Source organism: Rhodococcus sp. G6(2025) (genome assembly GCF_058628105.1).
Genome location: NZ_CP179750.1, coordinates 5,647,536 through 5,667,562, shown reverse-complemented (window position 1 = coordinate 5,667,562; position 20,027 = coordinate 5,647,536). Strand labels below are relative to the sequence as shown.

At 68.5% G+C, this 20,027-nt stretch carries 21 protein-coding genes and 1 tRNA gene; 12 read left to right on the top strand and 10 right to left on the bottom strand.

All coding sequences use genetic code 11. The annotated features are described in order from the left end of the window. Positions 1-4: 4 nt before the first annotated feature. Positions 5-2,602, top strand: a complete 2,598-nt coding sequence (gene glgP, locus ACLIVD_RS26140) for an alpha-glucan family phosphorylase (RefSeq protein ID WP_280784728.1) — start codon at positions 5-7, stop codon at positions 2,600-2,602. A 17-nt stretch (positions 2,603-2,619) separates the two neighbouring features. On the opposite strand, the gene ACLIVD_RS26135 is transcribed toward glgP, so the two are convergent. The 5 genes from ACLIVD_RS26135 to ACLIVD_RS26115 are packed head-to-tail and all read right to left on the bottom strand — an operon-like array spanning position 2,620 to position 9,251. Then, entirely contained in the window at positions 2,620-4,212 is a 1,593-nt protein-coding gene (locus ACLIVD_RS26135) for an ABC transporter permease (RefSeq protein WP_491930859.1), read from the bottom strand. Continuing rightward, positions 4,209-5,129 (bottom strand): ABC transporter ATP-binding protein, encoded by a 921-nt coding sequence (locus ACLIVD_RS26130; protein ID WP_491930858.1) that lies wholly within the window; start codon positions 5,127-5,129, stop codon positions 4,209-4,211. Before ACLIVD_RS26130 ends, ACLIVD_RS26135 begins: the two co-directional genes overlap by 4 nt. A 55-nt stretch (positions 5,130-5,184) precedes the next feature. Further along, positions 5,185-7,233, bottom strand: a complete 2,049-nt coding sequence (locus ACLIVD_RS26125) for an ATP-dependent DNA helicase (protein ID WP_491930857.1) — start codon at positions 7,231-7,233, stop codon at positions 5,185-5,187. Positions 7,234-7,242: 9 nt separating this feature from the next. Next, positions 7,243-7,875: an isochorismatase family protein gene (locus ACLIVD_RS26120; RefSeq protein WP_283333540.1), complete on the bottom strand. Its 633-nt coding sequence runs from the start codon at positions 7,873-7,875 to the stop codon at positions 7,243-7,245. After that, entirely contained in the window at positions 7,872-9,251 is a 1,380-nt protein-coding gene (locus ACLIVD_RS26115; RefSeq protein WP_283333541.1) for a nicotinate phosphoribosyltransferase, read from the bottom strand. The genes ACLIVD_RS26120 and ACLIVD_RS26115 overlap by 4 nt, the downstream gene beginning before the upstream one ends. On the opposite strand from ACLIVD_RS26115, the gene clpS reads away from it, so the two are divergent. The 11 genes from clpS to rdgB all read left to right on the top strand — a co-directional run bounded on the left by clpS (position 9,250) and on the right by rdgB (position 17,459). Next, complete coding sequence (clpS, locus tag ACLIVD_RS26110) at positions 9,250-9,588, top strand: ATP-dependent Clp protease adapter ClpS (RefSeq protein WP_039950843.1); 339 nt, start codon at positions 9,250-9,252, stop codon at positions 9,586-9,588. The two genes, ACLIVD_RS26115 and clpS, sit on opposite strands and share 2 nt — an antisense overlap. Before the next feature lie 36 nt (positions 9,589-9,624). Next, on the top strand, positions 9,625-10,212 hold the full coding sequence (gene aosR, locus ACLIVD_RS26105) for an oxidative stress transcriptional regulator AosR (protein ID WP_283333542.1): 588 nt from the start codon (positions 9,625-9,627) through the stop codon (positions 10,210-10,212). Beyond that, complete coding sequence (locus ACLIVD_RS26100) at positions 10,209-11,279, top strand: P1 family peptidase (RefSeq protein WP_283333543.1); 1,071 nt, start codon at positions 10,209-10,211, stop codon at positions 11,277-11,279. Before aosR ends, ACLIVD_RS26100 begins: the two co-directional genes overlap by 4 nt. Before the next feature lie 130 nt (positions 11,280-11,409). Continuing rightward, positions 11,410-11,829: a M67 family metallopeptidase gene (locus ACLIVD_RS26095; protein ID WP_418341119.1), complete on the top strand. Its 420-nt coding sequence runs from the start codon at positions 11,410-11,412 to the stop codon at positions 11,827-11,829. Between the two features lie 62 nt (positions 11,830-11,891). Continuing rightward, entirely contained in the window at positions 11,892-12,164 is a 273-nt protein-coding gene (locus ACLIVD_RS26090; RefSeq protein WP_009474135.1) for a MoaD family protein, read from the top strand. Between the two features lie 8 nt (positions 12,165-12,172). Beyond that, complete coding sequence (locus ACLIVD_RS26085) at positions 12,173-13,135, top strand: PLP-dependent cysteine synthase family protein (protein WP_005262003.1); 963 nt, start codon at positions 12,173-12,175, stop codon at positions 13,133-13,135. Positions 13,136-13,154: 19 nt separating this feature from the next. Beyond that, positions 13,155-13,829: a rhomboid family intramembrane serine protease gene (locus tag ACLIVD_RS26080; RefSeq protein ID WP_011594448.1), complete on the top strand. Its 675-nt coding sequence runs from the start codon at positions 13,155-13,157 to the stop codon at positions 13,827-13,829. Positions 13,830-14,171: 342 nt separating this feature from the next. Then, positions 14,172-15,122, top strand: coding sequence for a PLP-dependent cysteine synthase family protein (locus tag ACLIVD_RS26075; protein WP_283333545.1), 951 nt, complete (start codon positions 14,172-14,174; stop codon positions 15,120-15,122). A 122-nt stretch (positions 15,123-15,244) separates the two neighbouring features. After that, the gene (locus tag ACLIVD_RS26070; protein ID WP_283333546.1) at positions 15,245-16,003 is read left to right on the top strand and encodes a cyclic nucleotide-degrading phosphodiesterase; all 759 of its coding nucleotides are present in this window, start codon (positions 15,245-15,247) and stop codon (positions 16,001-16,003) included. Positions 16,004-16,048: 45 nt separating this feature from the next. Next, entirely contained in the window at positions 16,049-16,837 is a 789-nt protein-coding gene (gene rph / locus ACLIVD_RS26065) for a ribonuclease PH (protein ID WP_007296580.1), read from the top strand. A gap of 4 nt (positions 16,838-16,841) precedes the next feature. Continuing rightward, entirely contained in the window at positions 16,842-17,459 is a 618-nt protein-coding gene (rdgB, locus tag ACLIVD_RS26060) for an RdgB/HAM1 family non-canonical purine NTP pyrophosphatase (protein WP_283333547.1), read from the top strand. 136 nt (positions 17,460-17,595) lie between these two features. On the opposite strand, the gene ACLIVD_RS26055 is transcribed toward rdgB, so the two are convergent. The 5 genes from ACLIVD_RS26055 to ACLIVD_RS26035 all read right to left on the bottom strand — a co-directional run bounded on the left by ACLIVD_RS26055 (position 17,596) and on the right by ACLIVD_RS26035 (position 19,765). Beyond that, on the bottom strand, positions 17,596-17,961 hold the full coding sequence (locus tag ACLIVD_RS26055; RefSeq protein WP_037236425.1) for a DUF3817 domain-containing protein: 366 nt from the start codon (positions 17,959-17,961) through the stop codon (positions 17,596-17,598). Further along, positions 17,958-18,356, bottom strand: a complete 399-nt coding sequence (locus tag ACLIVD_RS26050) for a transcriptional regulator (protein WP_283353794.1) — start codon at positions 18,354-18,356, stop codon at positions 17,958-17,960. The genes ACLIVD_RS26055 and ACLIVD_RS26050 overlap by 4 nt, the downstream gene beginning before the upstream one ends. Positions 18,357-18,496: 140 nt before the next feature. Beyond that, positions 18,497-18,578: transfer RNA gene (locus tag ACLIVD_RS26045), tRNA-Leu, on the bottom strand. Between the two features lie 45 nt (positions 18,579-18,623). Further along, positions 18,624-19,109 (bottom strand): HNH endonuclease signature motif containing protein, encoded by a 486-nt coding sequence (locus tag ACLIVD_RS26040; protein ID WP_061699027.1) that lies wholly within the window; start codon positions 19,107-19,109, stop codon positions 18,624-18,626. Continuing rightward, a complete protein-coding gene (locus tag ACLIVD_RS26035; RefSeq protein WP_491930856.1) occupies positions 19,106-19,765 on the bottom strand; it encodes a DUF8548 family protein in 660 nt (219 codons plus the stop codon). Before ACLIVD_RS26035 ends, ACLIVD_RS26040 begins: the two co-directional genes overlap by 4 nt. Between the last annotated feature and the right edge of the window lie 262 nt (positions 19,766-20,027).

Here is a 20,027-nt window from a genome sequence, read left to right as displayed (position 1 = left end):
CGAGGTGAAAGCCTTGCGTCGGTTCACTGTCCGAGCCCACCTTCCGGAGCGGCTCGCTGCCCTCGGTCCGCTGTCCACCAATCTTCGCTGGTCGTGGCATCCGGCGACGCAGGAACTGTTCGGATTGCTGGACGCGGAACTCTGGCGGCAGGTGCAGTTCGACCCGGTCCGCATGCTCGGTGAGGTCGATCCCGCCCGCCTCGACGAACTGGCCGAGGACGTCGCGTTCCTGGCCCGGCTCGACGCCGCGGCCGCCGACCTCGACGACTACCTGTCCCGGCCCCGCTGGTATCAGAACCAGCAGGCCAAGGGAGTGTCGCTCGACGGTGGGATCGCGTATTTCTCAATGGAGTTCGGGGTCAGCGAGGTGCTGCCCAACTACTCCGGTGGACTCGGAATTCTCGCAGGTGACCACCTGAAGGCGGCGTCCGATCTGGGCCTGCCGCTGATCGGTGTCGGCCTGTTGTACCGCTCGGGTTACTTCCGGCAGTCGCTGACCGCGGACGGCTGGCAGGCCGAGCACTACCCGCCGCACGACCCGCAGGGCCTGCCGCTGCGTCTGCTCACCGAGTCCGGGCCGCAGTCGTCGGGTGGGGCGCCCGTCCTCGTCCACGTCGCGATCCCCGGGGGCCGGGTTTTGCGCGCCCGCGTGTGGATCGCCCAGGTGGGACGCGTCCCGCTTTTGCTGCTCGACTCCGACATCGCGGAGAACGACGCCGAGATGCGGGGCGTCACCGACCGCCTGTACGGCGGCGACCAGGACCACCGCATCAAACAGGAGATCCTCGCCGGCATCGGCGGTGTCCGGGCCGTGCGCGCCTACACCCACGCCTACGGCCTGCCCGACCCCGCCGTCTTCCACATGAACGAGGGGCATGCGGGTTTCCTCGGCATCGAGCGGATCCGTGAACTGGTCACCACCGGCGGGCTCGACTTCGACGAAGCGCTCGCCACGGTCCGGGCCGGCACGGTCTTCACCACCCACACCCCGGTGCCCGCGGGAATCGACCGGTTCCCGGCCGACCTCGTGCGGCACTACTTCGGCGGCGACAACGGTGCGAACGAATCCTCGCTGCTACCGGGGCTGACGATCGACCGGATCCTCGGACTCGGCCGCGAATCGGATCCGTCGGTGTTCAACATGGCCCACATGGGCCTGCGTCTCGGGCAACGGGCCAACGGCGTGTCCAAGCTGCACGGCATCGTCAGCCGCGAGATGTTCCAGCCGCTGTGGCAGGGATTCGACGCCGAAGAGGTACCGATCGGGTCGGTGACCAACGGTGTCCACGCGCCCACCTGGGCCGCACCCGAATGGATCGATCTCGCAACCCGCATCCTGGGCCCCGAACTGGTGGAGGAGGCCCGCGGCTGGGAGCGGCTGCAGGACCTGTCCGCCGAGGAACTGTGGTCGACCCGCAACGCGTTGCGCGGGAAACTGGTCGAGGAGGTGCGCCGCCGGGTACGCGCATCCTGGATCGAACGCGGTGCGACGTCCGCCGAACTCGGCTGGACGGACGAGGTGTTCGACCCGAACGTGCTCACCGTCGGCTTCGCCCGGCGAGTGCCCACCTACAAGCGACTGACGCTGATGCTCCGCGACCCCGAGCGGCTCCGGGCCCTGCTCCTCGACGAGAAGCGGCCTGTGCAGCTGGTGGTCGCCGGGAAGAGCCACCCCGCGGACGACGGCGGGAAGGCCCTCATCCAGCAGGTCGTGCGGTTCGCCGACGCCGCCGACGTCCGGCACCGCATCACCTTCCTGCCCGACTACGACATGTCGATGGCGCGGTACCTCTACTGGGGTTGCGACGTGTGGCTCAACAACCCGCTGCGCCCGCTCGAGGCGTGCGGCACGTCGGGGATGAAGTCCGCCCTCAACGGCGGACTGAACCTGTCGATCCGCGACGGCTGGTGGGACGAGATGTTCGACGGCGAGAACGGCTGGGCCATCCCGACCGCGGACGGCGTCGTCGATGAGACGCGGCGCGACGATCTCGAGGCCAGCGCACTGTACGAACTGCTCGAACGCGCCGTTCTGCCGAGGTTCTACGACCGTGCGGACGGCCTGCCGGTGCGCTGGGTGGAGATGGTTCGTCACACACTGCAGAATCTCGGACCCAAGGTGCTCGCGTCGCGGATGGTGCGCGACTACGCCGTCCAGTACTACGCGCCCGCCGCCGAAGCGGCCCGGACGGTGGCGGAAGAGAACTACGCCGGGGCCCGCGAACTCGCCGCGTTCCGTCGTCGCGTCGAGGCCGCCTGGCCGGCGGTGGCGGTCCTGCAGGTCGACGGCGCCGGACTACCCGACACTCCCGAGATCGGCGCCAACCTGGTGCTGCGCGCCCGCATCCGCCTCGGCGAACTGTCCGTCTCGGACGTCACCGTGCAGGCCGTGATCGGAAAGGCCGGACCGGACGAGGAACTCACCGACATCGTCACGGTCCCGATGACCCACTTCGCATCGGAGGAGTCGGGGGAGCTGTTCGTCGCCGACCTGGCCCTGCCGCTGTCCGGGTCGGTCGGATACACGGTGCGGGTCCTTCCGCACCACCGGTTGCTCGTCGCCCCGTCCGAGCTGGGCCTGGTGACGGCGCCGAACCCCTGACCGGCGCTACCGAGCCTTCACCGGCCGATGTCCCGGCGCTGGAATCCGGTGACCGCCGCGAGGAACAGGGCCGCCGCGAGTAGCAGCAGAACCGCGAGGGGAGTAGCCGAGAAACTCTCGGCAGGCAGGGCCGGCGTGTAGTGGAAGGGGGAGAGCACCCCGAACCAGTCGGGGAGCACTTCCCCGAACATTCCGGCGACGAGCACGTAGCCCAGAAATACCCACAACGCCGGCACCGCGCGCGGGCTCAGGCCGTAGACGGCCGCGCACGCACCGACGATCACGAGCACGGCAGGCACGGAGTTCAGGGCCGCGCCGATCAACCGGCCGAGCGCCCCGGCATCGGACAGCGTGAACGCCGCGGTGATCCCCATGCCGACCCCCGCCGCCACCGCGATCGCGACCGCCGCAGCGGCGATCACGGCCAGCTGTCCACCGAGCCACGACGCCCGCGACACGGGGGTGGCCAGTGCCTCCTCGGCGCGACCGGACGATTCTTCGGAACGGATGGACACGACGGCGCCGACGGCGTACATCGCCGCCATCACCACCAGGAACACCAGATACAGGGCGAATGCACCGTCGGCCGCCGCCGCGGCGCCACCCGGCAGCAGCTGCGCGAGATCGGGATCCTGGTCGATGAAATCGCTGATCTGCTTGCCGAGTGAACCGATGGGCAGCGACAGCGCGAACACACCGACACCCCAGGCGAGGATCTGACCGCGCTGCTGACGCGCCGCCAGCGCGGTGATACCGGTGAGGCGGGGGGACGCCTCGGCGCGCCCGCCCCGCGGCGGAAGGAGCCCCGCCCCGACGTCCCGGCGACCGATGGCGGCATATGCGCACCCGACGGTCAGCGCCGCTGCGACGATTCCGATCAGCAACGGCCACCAGCGTTCGTCGACATAGGCGCGGGTGGCCTGCGACCAGCCGATCGGCGACACCCACGTCAGCAGGCTCCCGCTGTGTCCCTGCTGCACGTCGCCCACTGCCCGCAGCAGATACCCGACGATGATCGCGGTGATCCCGACACCGCTTGCCGTGCGGGCGTGTTCGGTGAACTGGGACGCCAGCGCCGACAACGAGGTGAACACCAGACCCACCACCAGCACACCCGCGGACATGTTCAGCGAACCCGCCGGAGGCAGACCCACACCGAGCAACCCGATGACGAGCAGAAGCGCGACGAACAGGTTTGCGAGCGCCGCGGAGATCAGTCCCGCCGTGATTCCCGCATACCGCCCGACGACGCCGGCGCGTACCAGTTCCGTGCGTCCGGTCTCCTCCTCCGTCCGCAGATGCCGCGTCACCAGCAGCACCGACATGATCGCGACGGCCACCATCGTCATGCCGGCGATCTCGTTGGCCACCATCGCACCGAGCGTGTAGTCGTCCAGCCCGTACCCCGGCCCGGCGAGAGCCGTGGCTGCCGGCGACGAGATGAGTTCGGCACGGGCCTGCCGTGATTCGGCGGTCGGGTAGATGGTCGAGTAACTCGACGCGATCAGGACGGTGAGGCCCGCCACCGCGACCGTCCACACCGGAATCCGGACCCGGTCGGTGCGCACCGCCAGTTCGGCGAGCACACCCGTTCCGCTCAGTCGACTCACTGCGGCCGTCCGATCCCGAGTGCCTCGACCTCGTCGCGGTACTCGCGGAGGAACAGGTCCTCGAGCGTCGGCGGGTTGGCGGTGATCGAGATGATGCCCAGCCCCGTCAGCGTGGTCATGACCGGATCGATCTGATCGGAATCGACGTCGAACGTCACCGTGTTCGCGTCCTCACCCTTCTGCAGGTTGTGCACGCCGGGGACATTCGCGATGGGGGTGGGCTTGATCCGGGTGGTCGCCGTCACCGTGGTGCGGGTGAAATGGCGCAGTTCGGACAGCGTTCCCGCCTGCACGGTCTTACCCGCGCGAATGATGGTGACGGCGTGGCACAGCGCGTCGACCTCGGCGAGGACGTGGCTGGACAACAGCACCGTGCGTCCTTCGCGGGCGAATTCGGTGATGCACTCCTGAAACACCGCTTCCATCAACGGGTCCAGGCCCGACGTCGGCTCGTCGAGGATGAGGAGTTCGGTGTCGGCGGCGAGCGCAGCCACGAGAGCGACCTTCTGCCGGTTGCCTTTCGAATAGGTGCGGCCCTTGCGGGTGGGGTCGAGTTCGAACCGCTCGATCAGCGACGCTCGACGGACCGGATCGAGTCCGCCGCGCAGCCGCCCGAGAAGGTCGATCGCCTCGCCACCGGACAGATTGGGCCACAGGTTCACATCCCCCGGAACGTAGGCCAGCCGCCGATGCACAGGAACGGAATCCTGCCACGGATCGGAACCGAGAACGGACGCCGAACCGCCGTCGGCGCGCAGGAGGCCGAGGAGCACCCGGATGGTCGTGGACTTGCCCGAGCCGTTGGGTCCGAGGAATCCGTGCACCTCGCCCGACTTCACCTCCAGATCGAGGCCGTCGAGGGCGAGGACTTCGCCGAACTTCTTGGTGAGTCCGCGGACTGAGATCGCAAGGTCCATCGGTCGAGCATAGGTGCGCACCCCGTCGCTGTCCGACTCAGTGCGCGGCCGCGGTTCAGGGGCGCGAATCGCGGATCCGCCCCAGTGCCTTACGCACGACTTCCGGATCGGACGTCTCCCAGAACGGAGGCAGCGAGGCGCGAAGGTACCCGGCGTAGCGGGCCGTGGCGAGCCGCGGATCGAGGACGGCCACCACACCCTTGTCGTCGACGCTGCGCAGCAGACGTCCCACACCCTGTGCGAGCAGCAGCGCCGCGTGATTGGCTGCGACGGAGAGGAACCCGTTTCCGCCGCGCGACTCGACGGCCTTCTGCCGGGCGACCAGCAACGGGTCGTCGGGGCGGGGGAAGGGGATGCGGTCGAGAATTACGAGGCTGAGGGACGGGCCCGGCACGTCGACACCCTGCCACAGCGACAGCGTGCCGAACAGCGATGTCGGCTCGTCGCCGGCGAACGCCCGGACGAGGGCGCCCGTCGAGTCGTCGCCCTGGCACAGGATCGGGGTGTCGAGCCGGTCGCGCATGGCCTCGGACGCGGCCTTGGCGGCCCGCATCGACGAGAACAATCCCAGCGTGCGCCCGCCCGCCGCCTCGACGAGTTCGGCGATCTCGTCGAGATACGCGGGGGAGAGGCCGTCCCGGCCCGGCGGCGGAAGCTGCTTCGCGATGTAGATGATGCCGGCGCGGGCGTGGTCGAACGGCGACCCGACGTCGAGGGCGTTCCATTTGAGCGTGCCCGAATCGGACGGCGCCTCGGAGCCGGTGGCCATCGCCGGATCGATCACGACTGACGATTCGGCAGGAAGTCCCCAGTTGACCGCGAGACCGTCGAACGACCCGCCCACAGTCAGCGTCGCCGACGTCAGGACCACGGTCGATTCGGCGAACAGCCGGGAACGCAGCAGCCCGCCGACCGACAGCGGCGCCATCCGCACCACCCGGCGGATCGAACCGCGATTGTCGTCGGCGGCCAGCCACACCACGTCGTGACGCTTGGCCGGATCCGGCTCGTCGAAGGCGCTGAGAACGCGGACGGCGCTGTCGTGGACTTCCTCGACCGACGCGAGTGCGGTGTTGCGCGCGGCGGCGGCCTCGGGATCGCTCAACGCCATGCCGGGACGGGACGGGCCGATGGCCGTGCGCAGCGACCACGCGGCGTCGCGGACAGCGGCGAGTGCGGGGGCGGCGCCGGGCGGCAGCGCCTCCCACCGTTCCGGCCGCAATTCCTCGAGCAGTGCCGCCCAGCCCTCACCCGCGGCCTCGAGACGGTCCGCGTCCTGCTCCTCGACGAGCTTCGCGCAGCGCCGCGCCGCGGCACTGATCGTCGACGCCGCCAGCTCCGCGGTGGCGACGTTGGTGACCCGGTCGACCAGTTCGTGCGCCTCGTCGATGACCACGACGTCGTGTTCGGGGAGGATCGCGATTCCGGTGATGGCGTCGATGGCGAGCAGGGCGTGGTTGGTGACCACGACGTCGACCTGAGAGGCCTCCGCGCGGGCGCGCTCGGCGAAGCAGTCCTCGCCGACCGGGCACCGGGACTTGCCGAGGCATTCCCGGGCGGTGACGCTGACCTGGCGCCACGCCTTGTCGCTGACTCCGGGGGCCAGGTCGTCGCGGTCGCCGGTCTCGGTGTCCGAGGACCACTCGGTGAGGCGCTGGACCTCCCGCCCGAGCCGCGACACCGCGAACGGGTCGAACAACTCGTCCGTGGGAGGCTCTTCGGCGGATCCGGTGTGGATTTTGTTCATGCACAGATAGTTGTTGCGGCCCTTGAGGATCGCGAAGTGCGGTCGCCGTCCGAGTGAACCCTCGACCGCGTCCGCGAGCCGCGGCATGTCGCGGTCGATCAGCTGACGCTGCAGTGCGATGGTGGCCGTCGAGACGACGACAGTCTTCCCGCTCTGCACCGCGTGCCGGACGCTCGGCACCAGATAGGCGAGGGACTTGCCGGTGCCCGTCCCGGCCTGGACGGCCAGATGCTCCCCGGTATCGATCGAATGCGCGACGGCGGAAGCCATGGTCAGCTGGTTGGACCGCTCGGCACCGCCCAGCGACCGCACCGCCGTGCGCAACAGCTCGGGGACGTTGGGGAGGTTTTCAGGCACCCGAGCAGGTTACTCGGGACCTACGTCAGAAATCGTCACGCGGTCCGAGGGGGTGCCCGAGTCGCGGCCCACGAGGCGCACCCCGGCGGCCCGCATCGCGGTGATCGCGGCCTCGACGGTCGCAGGGGCGACACCGGCGGTGAGGGGGAGATGGACGCGCGTCGGGAACCCGGCGGCCACGGCGTCGAGCGCCGTCGCGACCACGCAGTGATCGGTGGCGATCCCCACCACGTCGACCTCGGTGACTCCGGCCGCACGCAGCCATTTCTCCAGGCTCTGGCCGTCGGAGTTCCTGCCTTCGAAGCCCGAGTAGGCCGCCGAGAACTCGCCCTTGGAGAACACCGATTCGATGCCGCTCAGGTCGAGGTCGGGGTGGAAGTCCGCGCCGGACGTTCCCGATTTGCAGTGCACCGGCCACGTGTCGACGTAGTCCGGTTCGTCGGAGAAATGGTGGCCCGGGTCGATGTGGTGGTCGATCGTGGCCGCGACGGCGTCGTACTCGGTCGCCGCCAGGAAGCCGCTGATCGCGGCCGCGACCGCGGAACCACCGTCGACGGCGAGGGAGCCGCCCTCGCAGAAGTCGTTCTGGACGTCGACCACGAGCAGCGCCCGCCGGACGTCGGTGTTCTCGATGTCGGTCATGGTGCCCTCCTGGGTTCGGGTTCGGCGAAGCGCACCGGGATCGCGGGCTCGCCGTGGGAGAGCTTCAGGCCCTCCCAGGGCAGGCTGACGAGGCCCGCCGCCAAGAGGGATCTGCTGTCCTCCAGGGTAGTCGTGTCGCAGACGGTCTCACCGCCCCGCACCAGCGGGACCAGCAGCTCCCGCGCCTCGAGAACCGCCGAGCCGGGTGCGTCCGAATGGGCCGAGTACACGACCTCCTCGACCAGGGTTCCGGTGTCCCGGGCGAATCGCAACGCCCGCTTGGTGCCGCCCCGCGACGCCTTGTTGCTGCTTCTCTTCTCGACGGGGATGCCGTCCACCTCGACGAGTTTGTAGACCATTCCGGCGGTCGGCGCGCCGGAGCCGACGACGACGGACGTGCCGACGCCGTAGACGTCGACCGGTTCGGCGCGCAACGCGGCGATGGCGTATTCGTCGAGGTCGCCGGAGACGACGATCTTCGTCCCGGCCGCACCGAGGTCGTCGAGTTGCCTGCGGACCTGCCGGGCCAGCACACCCAGATCGCCGGAGTCGATCCGGACGCCCCCGAGTCCGGGGCCCGCGACCTCGACGGCGGTCCTGACGCCCTCGGTGATGTCGTACGTGTCGACGAGAAGCGTGGTCCCGACTCCGAGTGCCGCGACCTGCGCGCGGAACGCCGCCGCCTCGTCCGGCCCGTCCGGGGTGGTGTGCAACAGGGTGAACGCGTGCGCGCTGGTACCCGCACCGGGCACTCCGTGCCTGCGGACCGCCTCCAGATTCGACGTGGCCGTGAAACCCGCCAGATAGGCGGCGCGGGAGGCCGCCACCGCGGATTCCTCGTGGGTGCGCCGCGAACCCATCTCGATCATGGGGCGTCCGTCGGCGGCGCTGACCATGCGGGCGGCGGCGGACGCGATCGCGCTGTCGTGGTTGAGGATCGACAGGCTCAGCGTCTCGAGCAGGACGCATTCGGCGAACGTTCCACGGACGGAGAGGATCGGGGAACCGGGAAAGTAGAAGTCGCCCTCGCGGTAGCCGTCGATGTCCCCGCTGAAGCGATAGTCACGCAGCCACGCGACCGTCGCCTCGTCGAGGAAGCGGGACACGATCGCGAGTTCCTGCTCGCCGAAGCGGAAGTTCGACAGCGCGGCAACCAGACGGGCGGTGCCGCCGACGACTCCGTACCGGCGGCCGTCGGGGAGCCGGCGGGCGAACACCTCGAAACTGCAGCGCCGGTGGGCGGAACCGTCGGCGAGGGCGGCCGACAGCATCGTCAACTCGTACTGGTCGGTGAACAAGGCGGTGCTGTCTCTGGACACCCGGCCACTGTAAGCCGCGGTGTCGCCCAGTGGAGGAGCGTCGTACCCTGGTGTCATGGCTCATTGCTCGACGACAGCTCCATTCGTGGATGCCATGCCGGCATCGCCGCAGGTCACCCCTGCAGAGTCGGAGGTCGCCGAGATCGATGAAGCCAATGATCGTCCCTGGGTCACCGTCGTGTGGGACGATCCGGTGAATTTGATGCACTACGTCACCTACATTTTCCAGAAGCTCTTCGGGTACAGCAAAGCCAAGGCCACGGAATTGATGATGCAGGTCCATTCCGAGGGGAAGGCCGTGGTGTCGAGCGGCTCCCGGGACAAGGTCGAAAACGATGTACGCAAGCTGCACGCGGCCGGCCTGTGGGCCACGATGCAGCGCGACGGCAGCTAACTTTCCGTTCGGACAGTAAGGAACTCGGTACACGACGTGCGGATGTGGAGCAGGAAGAACTCGCTCGGCGGTGTGAAGCTGCGTTCGGAGATGGACGCGCACGAGGCCACGGTGCTGCGATCGCTGGTCGCCTCCGTCCTCGGTCTCCTCGAGGAGCGGGCCGCGTCCGCCCCGGAGGACGAACTCGCGGCGCTCACCGGGATGCGGACCGGCAACACGGCGGCACCCGACGAGGAGGTCCTCGCGCGGCTGCTGCCCGACTTCCACCGTCCCGACATGGACGCGCCGGACGACGACGAGATCCGCGCCGAATCGAAGGCCGACATCAACGGTGCGCTGCGCGGACTCCACGAACCGGAGATCATCGACGCCAAACTGGCGGCGGGCTCGGTCATTCTCCACACGGTGCCCGAGAACGGCGGCAAGGTGCTGCTCACGCGGGAACAGGCCGACGCCTGGCTCAGCGGTCTCAACGACGTGCGGCTGGCACTGGGCACCAACCTGGGCATCGACGCCGACACGCCCGACGAACTCGATCCCGCCGATCCCCGCGCACCGCACCTCGACATCTACCACTGGCTGACCTGGATGCAGGACTCGCTCGTTCAGGCGCTCGCACCGTGACGGCCACGACGCCGGGCCGCACCGATTCGCTCGTCGATGTGGTGGGCCTGAGCGTCGGGCACCACCACGAACTCGACGCGGACGCCGCGCTCGGACGCGGCGCCGCCACCGGATGCACCGTGGTCCTCGCGCCGCACGGCGCGACCGGTGCGGTCGACGTCCGTGGCGGGGGACCGGGCACCCGGGAAACGGACCTCCTCGACCCCAGTCACAGCGTCCGGAAGGTGCACGCGATCGTCCTGACCGGCGGCAGCGCGTACGGACTCGCCGCCGCCGACGGCGTCATGCGGTGGCTCGAGGAGCACGGTCACGGAATCGCCATGGGGGAGCCCGATCAGGTGGTCCCGATCGTTCCCGCTGCCGTGATCTTCGATCTGCCGGTCGGTGACTGGCGCAGGCGTCCCACCGCCGAATTCGGTTACCGGGCAGCAGATTCTGCGTCGCACACCGTGCTCTCCGGTTCGGTGGGCGCCGGGGTCGGGGCGCGTGCGGGCGCGCTCAAAGGCGGTATCGGAACGGCGAGCGTCGTCGTCACGGACGGTCCGGCGAAGGGCATCACGGTGTCCGCGCTGATGGTGGCCAATCCCGTCGGAACCGTGTTCGATCCCGCGACCGGACTGCCGTGGGGTGTCGCCACCGTGGGTGCAGCCGCTTTCGGGCTCAGACCCCCCGTCGCCGCCGAGGTGTCGGCGGCGCGCGAACTGATCGCCAAGAGCACCGTCCTCAACACCACCATCGGGGTCGTCGCGACCGACGCCGTCCTGGGCAAGGCGGCGCTACGCCGCGTCGCCGTCGCCGGCCACGACGGGCTGGCCCGCGCGATCCGGCCGGCGCATTCGCCGCTCGACGGCGACACGATCTTCGCGCTCTCCACCGGCATCCACCCGGTCCACCACCCGGCGGGAGTGCCCGACGCGTTCCCGCCCGATCTGCCCGTCGTCGACGCCGTCTGCACCGCGGCCGCCGAAGTGGTGGAGAAGGCCATCGTCGACGCCGTCCTCAGCGCCACCCCCGTCGCGGGAATTCCCACCTACCGCGAACTGTTCCCTTCAGCACTGCGTTCCTGAGGTACGCGTTCCTGAGGTACGCGTTCCTGAGGTACCGGCCGGTCGGTGGCCGACTCGCCGGTGCGCACCTAGGATGGCGCTCACGGAGGTGGATGACGTGCTGGTGATTCGATCGGACTTCGTCGAGGCGATGGTCGCGCACGCGCGCGCCGACCACCCGGACGAGGCGTGCGGGGTCATCGCCGGGCCGGACGGCTCCGACCGCCCCGAACGGCACATCCCGATGATCAACGCCGAGCGTTCGCCCACGTTCTACCGATTCGACTCGGGTGAGCAACTGAAGGTGTGGCGGGCGATGGACGACGCCGACGAGGTGCCGGTCGTGATCTACCACTCGCACACCGCCACCGAGGCGTACCCGAGCCGGACCGACATCTCCTTCGCATCCGAACCGGACGCCCACTACGTGCTGATCTCCACCCGCGACCCCGAAGTCCACGAACTGCGCAGCTACCGCATCGTCGACGGTGTCGTCACCGAGGAACCCGTCGACGTGGTCCAGAGCTACAAGTTTGCCCACACGTCCGTGGCAGACATCCCCGACAAGTGACGGTGCCGTCCCTCGCGACGGGCCCGCGGCAGGTAAGACACCCACATCTCGAGGAGCCGACCATGGCTGTCACAGTTTCGATCCCCACCATCCTGCGTACCCACACCGGCGGTGAAAAGCGGGTGGAGGCAACAGGTCCCACACTCTCCGCCGTCATCGACGACCTCGACGGCAACTACGGCGGCATCAAGGACCGCCTGATCAACGACGGCCGCCTGCATCGCTTCGTCAACGTGTACGTCAACGACGAGGACGTCCGATTCTCCGGCGGACTCGACACCGAGGTGGCCGACGGGGACTCCGTGACGATCCTGCCCGCCGTCGCCGGAGGCTGATCGCGGCCGTGGCGCGGTTCGATTCGCTGATCGACACCCTCGGCGACACACCCCTCGTCGGGCTGCCCCGCCTGTCTCCCAGCTGGAACGGTGCTGCGCCGGTCCGCCTGTGGGCGAAGCTCGAGGACCGCAACCCCACCGGTTCGGTGAAGGACCGGCCCGCCCTCCGCATGATCGAGCAGGCCGAGAACGACGGCACCCTGACACCCGGCGCCACGATCCTCGAACCGACCAGCGGGAACACCGGGATCTCGCTCGCGATGGCCGCGAAACTCAAGGGCTACCACCTGATCTGCGTGATGCCCGAGAACACGTCCGTGGAACGCAGGCAACTGCTGACGATGTTCGGTGCGCAGATCATCGACTCGCCCGCGCGCGGTGGCTCGAATCAGGCTGTGGCCGTGGCCAAGGAGCTGTCCGCGGAGCATCCCGACTGGGTGATGCTGTACCAGTACGGCAATCCCGCGAATGCGCTGGCGCACTACGAGACCACCGGCCCCGAGATCCTGCGCGACCTTCCCGAGATCACCCACTTCGTCGCGGGCCTCGGCACCACCGGCACCCTGATGGGTGTGGGGCGCTACCTCCGCGAACACGTCGACGGCATCGAGATCGTGGCCGCCGAGCCCCGGTACGGCGAACTCGTCTACGGCCTCCGCAACATCGACGAGGGCTTCGTCCCCGAGTTGTACGACGAATCCGTCCTCACCTCGCGGTTCTCCGTCGGCCCCGCCGACGCCGTCCGTCGCACCCGGCAACTGATCGACAACGAAGGCATCTTCGCGGGCATCTCGACCGGCGCGATCCTCCACGCCGCGCTGGGGGTGGCGCGCAAGGCCGTCAAGGCCGAACGCGCGGCGAATATCGCGTTCATCGTCGCCGACGGCGGATGGAAATATCTGTCGACCGGCGCATACGGCGGTACGGTCGAGGAAGCAGAAGAAGCACTGGAAGGGCAGTTGTGGGCATGACGGCAGGGGTGTGTGGATCATGACGTCGTCGTTCGACTCCTCGCGATTCGACTCGCCGGTGCCGAGGGGTGGCGCGAAGCCGGCGCCCGCGTCGAAGTCGAAGCCGCTGTGGCTGCAGTCCGCAATCCTCATCGGCACCTTCACGATGCTGCTGTACGTCATCGAGATCGTCGACGTGGCGTCCGACGAGCGACTCGAAGAGAACGGCGTCGGGCCGCGCTCCATCGACGGGCTGTGGGGGATTCTGTTCGCCCCGGTCCTGCACGACGACTGGGCGCACCTGTTCGCGAACACCGTCCCGCTGCTGGTCCTCGGGTTCCTCGTGCTGCTGTCGGGCATCGCCCGCGGCCTCGCCGCCACCGGGATCGTCTGGGTGGTCGGAGGTCTGGGCACCTGGTTGACCGGCGGATCCTATTCCAACCACATCGGCGCCTCCGTCCTGATCTTCGGCTGGCTCGCCTACCTGCTGGTCCGGGGAATCTTCGCCCGCAGCCTCGGCCAGATCCTCGTGGGTGTGGTGGTGTTCGTCGTCTACGGCAGCCTGCTGTGGGGTGTGCTCCCCAGCGCTCCCGGTGTGTCCTGGCAGGGCCATCTGTTCGGCGCCGTCGGCGGTGTCGTCGCAGCCTGGCTGCTCTCCGCGGACGCCAGGAAGCAGCGGGCACGGAAAGCGGTGGGGCCACAATCGTTCGGGTGATCCCCCCGGGGTGAGGCGCGTGCGATGCACCGGCGTGTACCGCGCATCCGACCGCTGCGAGTAGGGCCTGCTGGTAGGCTCCACCCGAGATTCGGGCACCCAGGTACTGCGTAGTTCAGAGCTGTCGACAGTGTCGTCACGGAGGGCCGGTGGAGGTGGTCGAACTCGCGGTTCGCGCACACGCCGTGCCGCCGAGGTCCGGGCGTCCCCAGCGGCGGATCTCCGTCGCCGCACCCCACCGCACCCTCAGGAGTTGATCATGGCTGTCACAGTTTCGACCCCCGACGTCGACGGTGAGTGTCCGTCCGTTCGCTGTGTAGTCACGGGAGGCTGATCGCTGCCGTGGCAAGGTTCGATTCGTACATCGACACTCTCGGGAACACACCTCTGGTCGGCCTGCCCCGGCTGTCGCCACGCTGGAACGGCAGCAGCCCGGTGCGGTTGTGGGCCAAACTCGAGGATCACAATCCCACCGGTTCGATCAAGGATCGCCCGGCGCTACGCATGATCGAGCAAGCAGAACGGGACGGCCGTCTCACTCCCGGTGCGACGATACTCGAATCGACCAGCGGCAACACCGGTATCTCTCTGGCGATGACCGCCAAACTGAAGGGCTACCAGCTGATCTGCGTGATGCCCGAGAACACGTCGATGGAGCGCCGCCAGCTGTTAACGATGTTCGGCGCCCGGATCATCGACTCTCCCGCCGCCGGTGGTTCCAACGAGGCCGTCGCCGTCGCGAGGCGACTGTCGGACGAGAATCCGGACTGGGTACTGCTCTACCAGTACGGCAACCCGGCCAACGCGATGGCGCACTACGAGACCACGGGGCCGGAAATCCTGAGGGATCTTCCCGAGATCACCCACTTCGTGGCCGGGCTCGGCACCACCGGGACACTGATGGGTACGGGCCGGTTTCTCCGCGAGCACGTCGACGGCATCGAGATCGTGGCCGCGGAACCACGCTTCGGCGAAATGGTGTGTGGCCTCCGCAACATCGAAGAGGGATTCGTTCCGGAACTGTACGACGAATCGGTACTCACCCGGCGATTCCGGGTACGCCACACCGAGGCGATCCAGCGCACCCGCGAACTGATCGACGTCGAGGGAATCTTCGCCGGCACCTCCACCGGCGCCAATCTCCATGCTGCACTCGACGTGGCGCGGTACGCCCTCGAGACGGGACAGCGGGCCGACATCGCGTTCGTGGTCGCCGACGCCGGATGGAAGTACCTCTCGACCGGCACCTACGACCCACAGGTCCAAGTCCTCGAAGAGGCATGGGAACGGTAACGGCGGCGGATCCGCGGTAGATCGCCATGGTCAGGTCACAGTTCCCCATCGGTTGTGAGGTCGACGCGCCAATTCCGTCGGAAGCTTTTTCCGAAACGGGTCGTCGTGGCAGCATGGCGGGTATGCGCATTACCGTCCTGGGGTGTTCAGGGAGCGTCTCCGGACCAGACTCACCTGCATCGGGTTATCTGTTGACCGCGCCGGACACACCGCCGCTGGTACTCGACTTCGGACCCGGTGTCCTCGGTGCGCTCCAGCGGTTCGCCGATCCCGGCGAGGTCTCCGTCCTCCTCAGCCACCTGCACGCGGACCACTGCCTGGACCTCCCAGGACTGCTCGTCTGGCGCCGCTATCATCCGCACCCGCCGAAGGGGCGCGCACTCGTCTACGGCCCGTCCGACACCGCCCGCCGGATCGGCGTCGCGTCCGCGGAGTGCGGCGGCGACATCGACGACATCTCCGACACGATCGACCTGCACCACTGGACCGACGGCGAACCGGTCACGTTCGGCGACCTCACCATCACCGCGCGCCGGGTCAACCACCCGCCCGAGGCGTACGGGTTCCGCCTGACCAACGGCGCCGGGCGCACCCTCGTCTACACCGGCGACACCGGCATGTGTGACGAAGTGATCGACCTCGCCCGCGCGGCCGACGTCCTGCTCGCCGAGGCGTCGTGGACGCACAGCCCGGACCGGCCCGAAGGGATCCACCTCTCGGGGACCGAGGCCGGTCAGGTCGCACACCGCGCCGGTGTCGCCGAACTGCTGCTCACCCACATACCGCCGTGGACGTCCCGCGAAGACGTCATCGCCGAGGCCAAGGCCGAATTCTCCGGCCCCGTGCACGCGGTGTCCGCGGGCGGCGTCTACACCGTCTGAAGCCGTGTGCCCGCGCCCCGGGCGGGGGCGACTAGGCTCTCTGCCGTGACCACACGAGAAGACGGTAGGGCGGACGACGAACTCCGCGAGGTCAAGATCACCCGGGGCTTCACCACTCATCCCGCGGGATCGGTGCTGGTGGAATTCGGAAACACCAGGGTGATGTGCACAGCCAGCGTCGAGGACGGTGTTCCCCGTTGGCGTCAGGGCTCCGGACTCGGCTGGCTGACGGCCGAATACGCCATGCTGCCCGCCGCCACCCACACCCGCAGCGGCCGAGAGTCCGTCAAGGGCAAGGTCGGTGGACGAACCCAGGAGATCAGCCGGCTGGTCGGACGCTCCCTCCGTGCCTGCATCGACCTCGCCGCCATCGGTGAGAACACCATCGCCCTCGACTGCGACGTGCTGCAGGCCGACGGCGGAACCCGCACTGCCGCCATCACCGGCGCCTATGTGGCCCTCGTCGACGCGGTGACCTACCTCCGCGCCGCCGGCCGCCTCGCCGACCCCCAGCCGATCTCCTGTGGCATCGCCGCGGTGAGCGTGGGCGTCGTCGACGGCCGTGTGCGCCTCGACCTGCCGTACGAGGAGGACTCGCGCGCCGAGGTCGACATGAACGTCGTGGCCACCGACACGGGCACCCTCGTCGAGATCCAGGGCACCGGCGAAGGCGCGACGTTCCCGCGGAGCACGCTCGACAAACTGCTGGACTCCGCGCTCGCAGGGTGCGAGCAGTTGTTCGAGATCCAGAAGGCCGCACTCGAACTGCCCTACCCCGGTGCGCTTCCGGAGCCGAAGGTCCCGGAGACGTCGAAGAAGAAGTTCGGGGGCTAGATCGGTGCCGGAAACCACACGGGTGCTGGTGGCCAGCCGCAACGCGAAGAAACTCCGGGAACTGCATCGGGTGCTCGCGGCGGCCGGTGTCGACGGAATCGAACTGGTCGGGCTCGAGGCCGTACCCGAGTACCCCGAGGCCCCCGAAACGGGTGCGACGTTCGAGGAGAACGCCTTGGCGAAAGCGCGCGACGGTGCCGCCGCAACCGGAATGCCCTGTGTGGCAGACGATTCCGGAATCGAGGTGGATGCGCTGAACGGCATGCCCGGAGTCCTGTCCGCCCGGTGGTCGGGCACGCACGGAAACGATCCCGCGAACACCGCCCTGGTCTTGGCTCAGCTCGGTGACGTGCCCGACGACCGCAGGGGAGCGGCGTTCGTCTCGGCGTGCGCGCTCGTGGTGCCCGGCGGCGAGGAATCGGTGGTCCGCGGCGAATGGCGGGGAAGCATCGCCCGTGAGCCCGTCGGCGACGGCGGATTCGGTTACGACCCGGTCTTCGTGCCGGATGGAGATACCCGCTCGGCCGCCCAGCTGTCACCCGAGGAGAAGGACGCGTCCTCGCACCGAGGGCGGGCGCTCGTTCAGCTCGTCCCCGACCTGGCGGCGCTCGCCGGGCACTGACAGTCGCTACGTTTCACGGGAGGAGGTTCACATGTCGCCGATGATGGTGCCTCAGACACCGCTCGGCTGGCTGACCTACGTGATCGCGATGATCACCGGGCAGCCGGTCATCATGTGAGAGAGCCGACCGGTTCGGTCAGAGACCGAAGTCGCGGCGGACCTGCTTGGTCCGCTGGTGCTCCACGTAGAACGACAGGAACGGAATGGTGCCCGCGAGTAGCGTTCCGACCGTCCGGCCCGCGGGCCAGCGCACCTTGACCGCCAGGTCGAGCGTCACCAGCAGGTAGACGAAGTACACCCAGCCGTGGACCACGGCGATCCAGCTGGGCAGGTTGTCGACCTTGAAGATGTACTTGGCCACCATCTCTGCGGTGAGGACCAGCAGCCACACACCGGTGGCGTAGGCGAGGACGCGGTAGCGCAGGAGCGCGGGGGCGATCTTCTTCTGCTTCGCGGTGTCTGCGACCGAACCGGCAGTCGTTTCGTCTTGGCCCGTGCTCACGTGGTGCTCCTATCGGTCTCGCGAGCAGACAGCTCGGCGAGGTACTGGTTGTACTGCGAAATCTGCCGGCTCTCGAGGTCGTCCGGGTCGTCCTCGGCCACCGAGGGGCGAGGGGGCAAGACGTCGGCCGGGATCTCCCGCAGTTCGGTGGGAGCATCCGGGACGTCGGCGGGGTCGGCCGGTTCGGCGTCCTCGAGCTGCACGAATCGCCGATAGGCGTAGACGAGGAACGCCGCGAACAGGGGCCACTGGAATGCGTAGCCGAGATTTTGGCCGGTCCCGCCCACCGCTTCGAAACGTGTCCACTGCCACCAGCCGAGTGCGAGGCATCCGACAGCCCCGACGACCACCAACAGGATCAGCGCGGGGCGGCGTTGCTTACGGTTACCGGACACATAACGACGGTACCTGAATCGCTGAATGCGCTGCTAGGAGAGGTTGCCGCTATGGTGGCGGTCACAGCCGCCGGAGGCGCCCGACGAGCCGTCGATCCAAGCTAAACAGGGCCGCCGAATCGGCAGGGAAACCCGAGAAGTGCGCGAGGGGGGACTTGAACCCCCACGTCCGTTGGACACCACATCCTAAGTGTGGCGCGTCTGCCATTCCGCCACTCGCGCGCGAGGACAGACTACGCCACACCTCGACAGGAGCCCATCCTCGGATCAGCCTGTGTGCTCACCACCCTGTGTCCAGCGATTTCGGCCGGCCCACGTCGGTGTCTGACTGTGACAATTGGGGCAGAGGAACCGGATCTGATGCAAACGTGAGTCGAGGGGATCACCGTCAATGTGGTCGACGTGCAGAGTCAAGGGGCTTCCGCACCAGTCGTCGCCGAGGCCGCAGAGAACACATTTGTATTCGACCCCGGCCTCGATCAGGGCCCGGCGCAACAGATGTGGTTTCACTCGTGCGCTACCTGGTGGTCGTTCCACGAGAATCTCCTCCCACGACATGCGATTGCGAGCCGGCTTGCCCTTGGTGTGTGCGCTCCCGGTGAAGTGCGTCGTATCGATTCCGAACCTCTTGATCTGTCGACTCAGGTGAGCGTGTGTCCCACCCGCGGGTTTCAGGCCGAGGTAGCGCATGACGCCGGCCACGCTCGTCGATTCCGCGACCGCCTGCTCGAGCGCTTCTCGCGTGTACTTCATCTCGCACTTGCCACCCGCCGCTGCGCGCGCTGGTGCCGCCAGACGGCGTGGGTGAAGGTGGCGGGCGTGATCTCGAGCCGCACTGCTGCGGAGGCGACGAGGTGTTCGGCGTCTGCCGTCGATGGGGGTGCTTCGAGATCGAGCGCCTCGCCGAGGAACTCGCACACCAGGCGGTGAGATTCGGCGGTGCGGATGCCGAGTTGCATGGCGAGGCACTCCCAGGTGGCGGCACCGAACCCGGGCACCCCGACGATCGCGTTCCGCTGGGCCTCGTCGTCGCGGAGATCCGCCGAGGTGGTGCAGCCCAGCTCGGTGAGCGAGCGTGCCGCCGAGGCGACGGCCTCGGCCTTGGTGGTGTAGTTCCCCGGTACTCGCTGCCGGTTGTTCAGGACGGCCAGGAGGCCTTCGGGTTCGTCGGCGTGCGCGGCGAGCGCCGTGAGGTCGTCGAGAGGTGCGGCCCGGTGATCGAGCCAGCGGGTGATGACGGCGCGGACCCCCGTGGTGGGCGTGCCGTACGTGGCGCGGGCGGAGAACGCGGCATCGAGCAGACCGGCTTCGATCTCGTGCGGCCAGCCCTCCGTCCAGTGCGGCCACGACTCTCGTGGCAGCTTCGCTTCGACATGATCGAGTAGGGCGCGGACGTGGGCTGTGCTCATTTCTTCCCCCCGGAGAATGGCTGTCGGCTGTTCCTGGATTCGAACATTAGTGCGAGGATCCGACAGGTTCGGTTTCGCTGGTCGCGGACCCGGGTTCGGGGGCGCGGACCTGCATGAACCTGGGACTTCGTCAAGGTGGTAACAGATTGATAACGATTAATATGAGGCTTTCCTCAGGTTCTTGGACGTCCTCGCACCGCCCTCGTCCAGCACGGACGCGATCTACTCACCGGTCACTTCACGGGAGGGCTGTGAGAGACAT

Excerpts from the sequence above, each read along its gene's own strand:
- ACLIVD_RS26095 (WP_418341119.1), top strand. The coding sequence starts at position 11,410 with ATGGTCGCGCACGCGCGCGCCGACCACCCGGACGAGGCGTGCGGGGTC.
- ACLIVD_RS26120 (WP_283333540.1), bottom strand. The coding sequence starts at position 7,875 with ATGACCGACATCGAGAACACCGACGTCCGGCGGGCGCTGCTCGTGGTC.
- ACLIVD_RS26115 (WP_283333541.1), bottom strand. The coding sequence starts at position 9,251 with ATGACACCAGGGTACGACGCTCCTCCACTGGGCGACACCGCGGCTTAC.
- ACLIVD_RS26080 (WP_011594448.1), top strand. The coding sequence starts at position 13,155 with ATGACGTCGTCGTTCGACTCCTCGCGATTCGACTCGCCGGTGCCGAGG.
- ACLIVD_RS26090 (WP_009474135.1), top strand. The coding sequence starts at position 11,892 with ATGGCTGTCACAGTTTCGATCCCCACCATCCTGCGTACCCACACCGGC.
- ACLIVD_RS26035 (WP_491930856.1), bottom strand. The coding sequence starts at position 19,765 with ATGAGCACAGCCCACGTCCGCGCCCTACTCGATCATGTCGAAGCGAAG.
- ACLIVD_RS26070 (WP_283333546.1), top strand. The coding sequence starts at position 15,245 with ATGCGCATTACCGTCCTGGGGTGTTCAGGGAGCGTCTCCGGACCAGAC.
- clpS (WP_039950843.1), top strand. The coding sequence starts at position 9,250 with ATGGCTCATTGCTCGACGACAGCTCCATTCGTGGATGCCATGCCGGCA.
- ACLIVD_RS26040 (WP_061699027.1), bottom strand. The coding sequence starts at position 19,109 with ATGAAGTACACGCGAGAAGCGCTCGAGCAGGCGGTCGCGGAATCGACG.
- ACLIVD_RS26130 (WP_491930858.1), bottom strand. The coding sequence starts at position 5,129 with ATGGACCTTGCGATCTCAGTCCGCGGACTCACCAAGAAGTTCGGCGAA.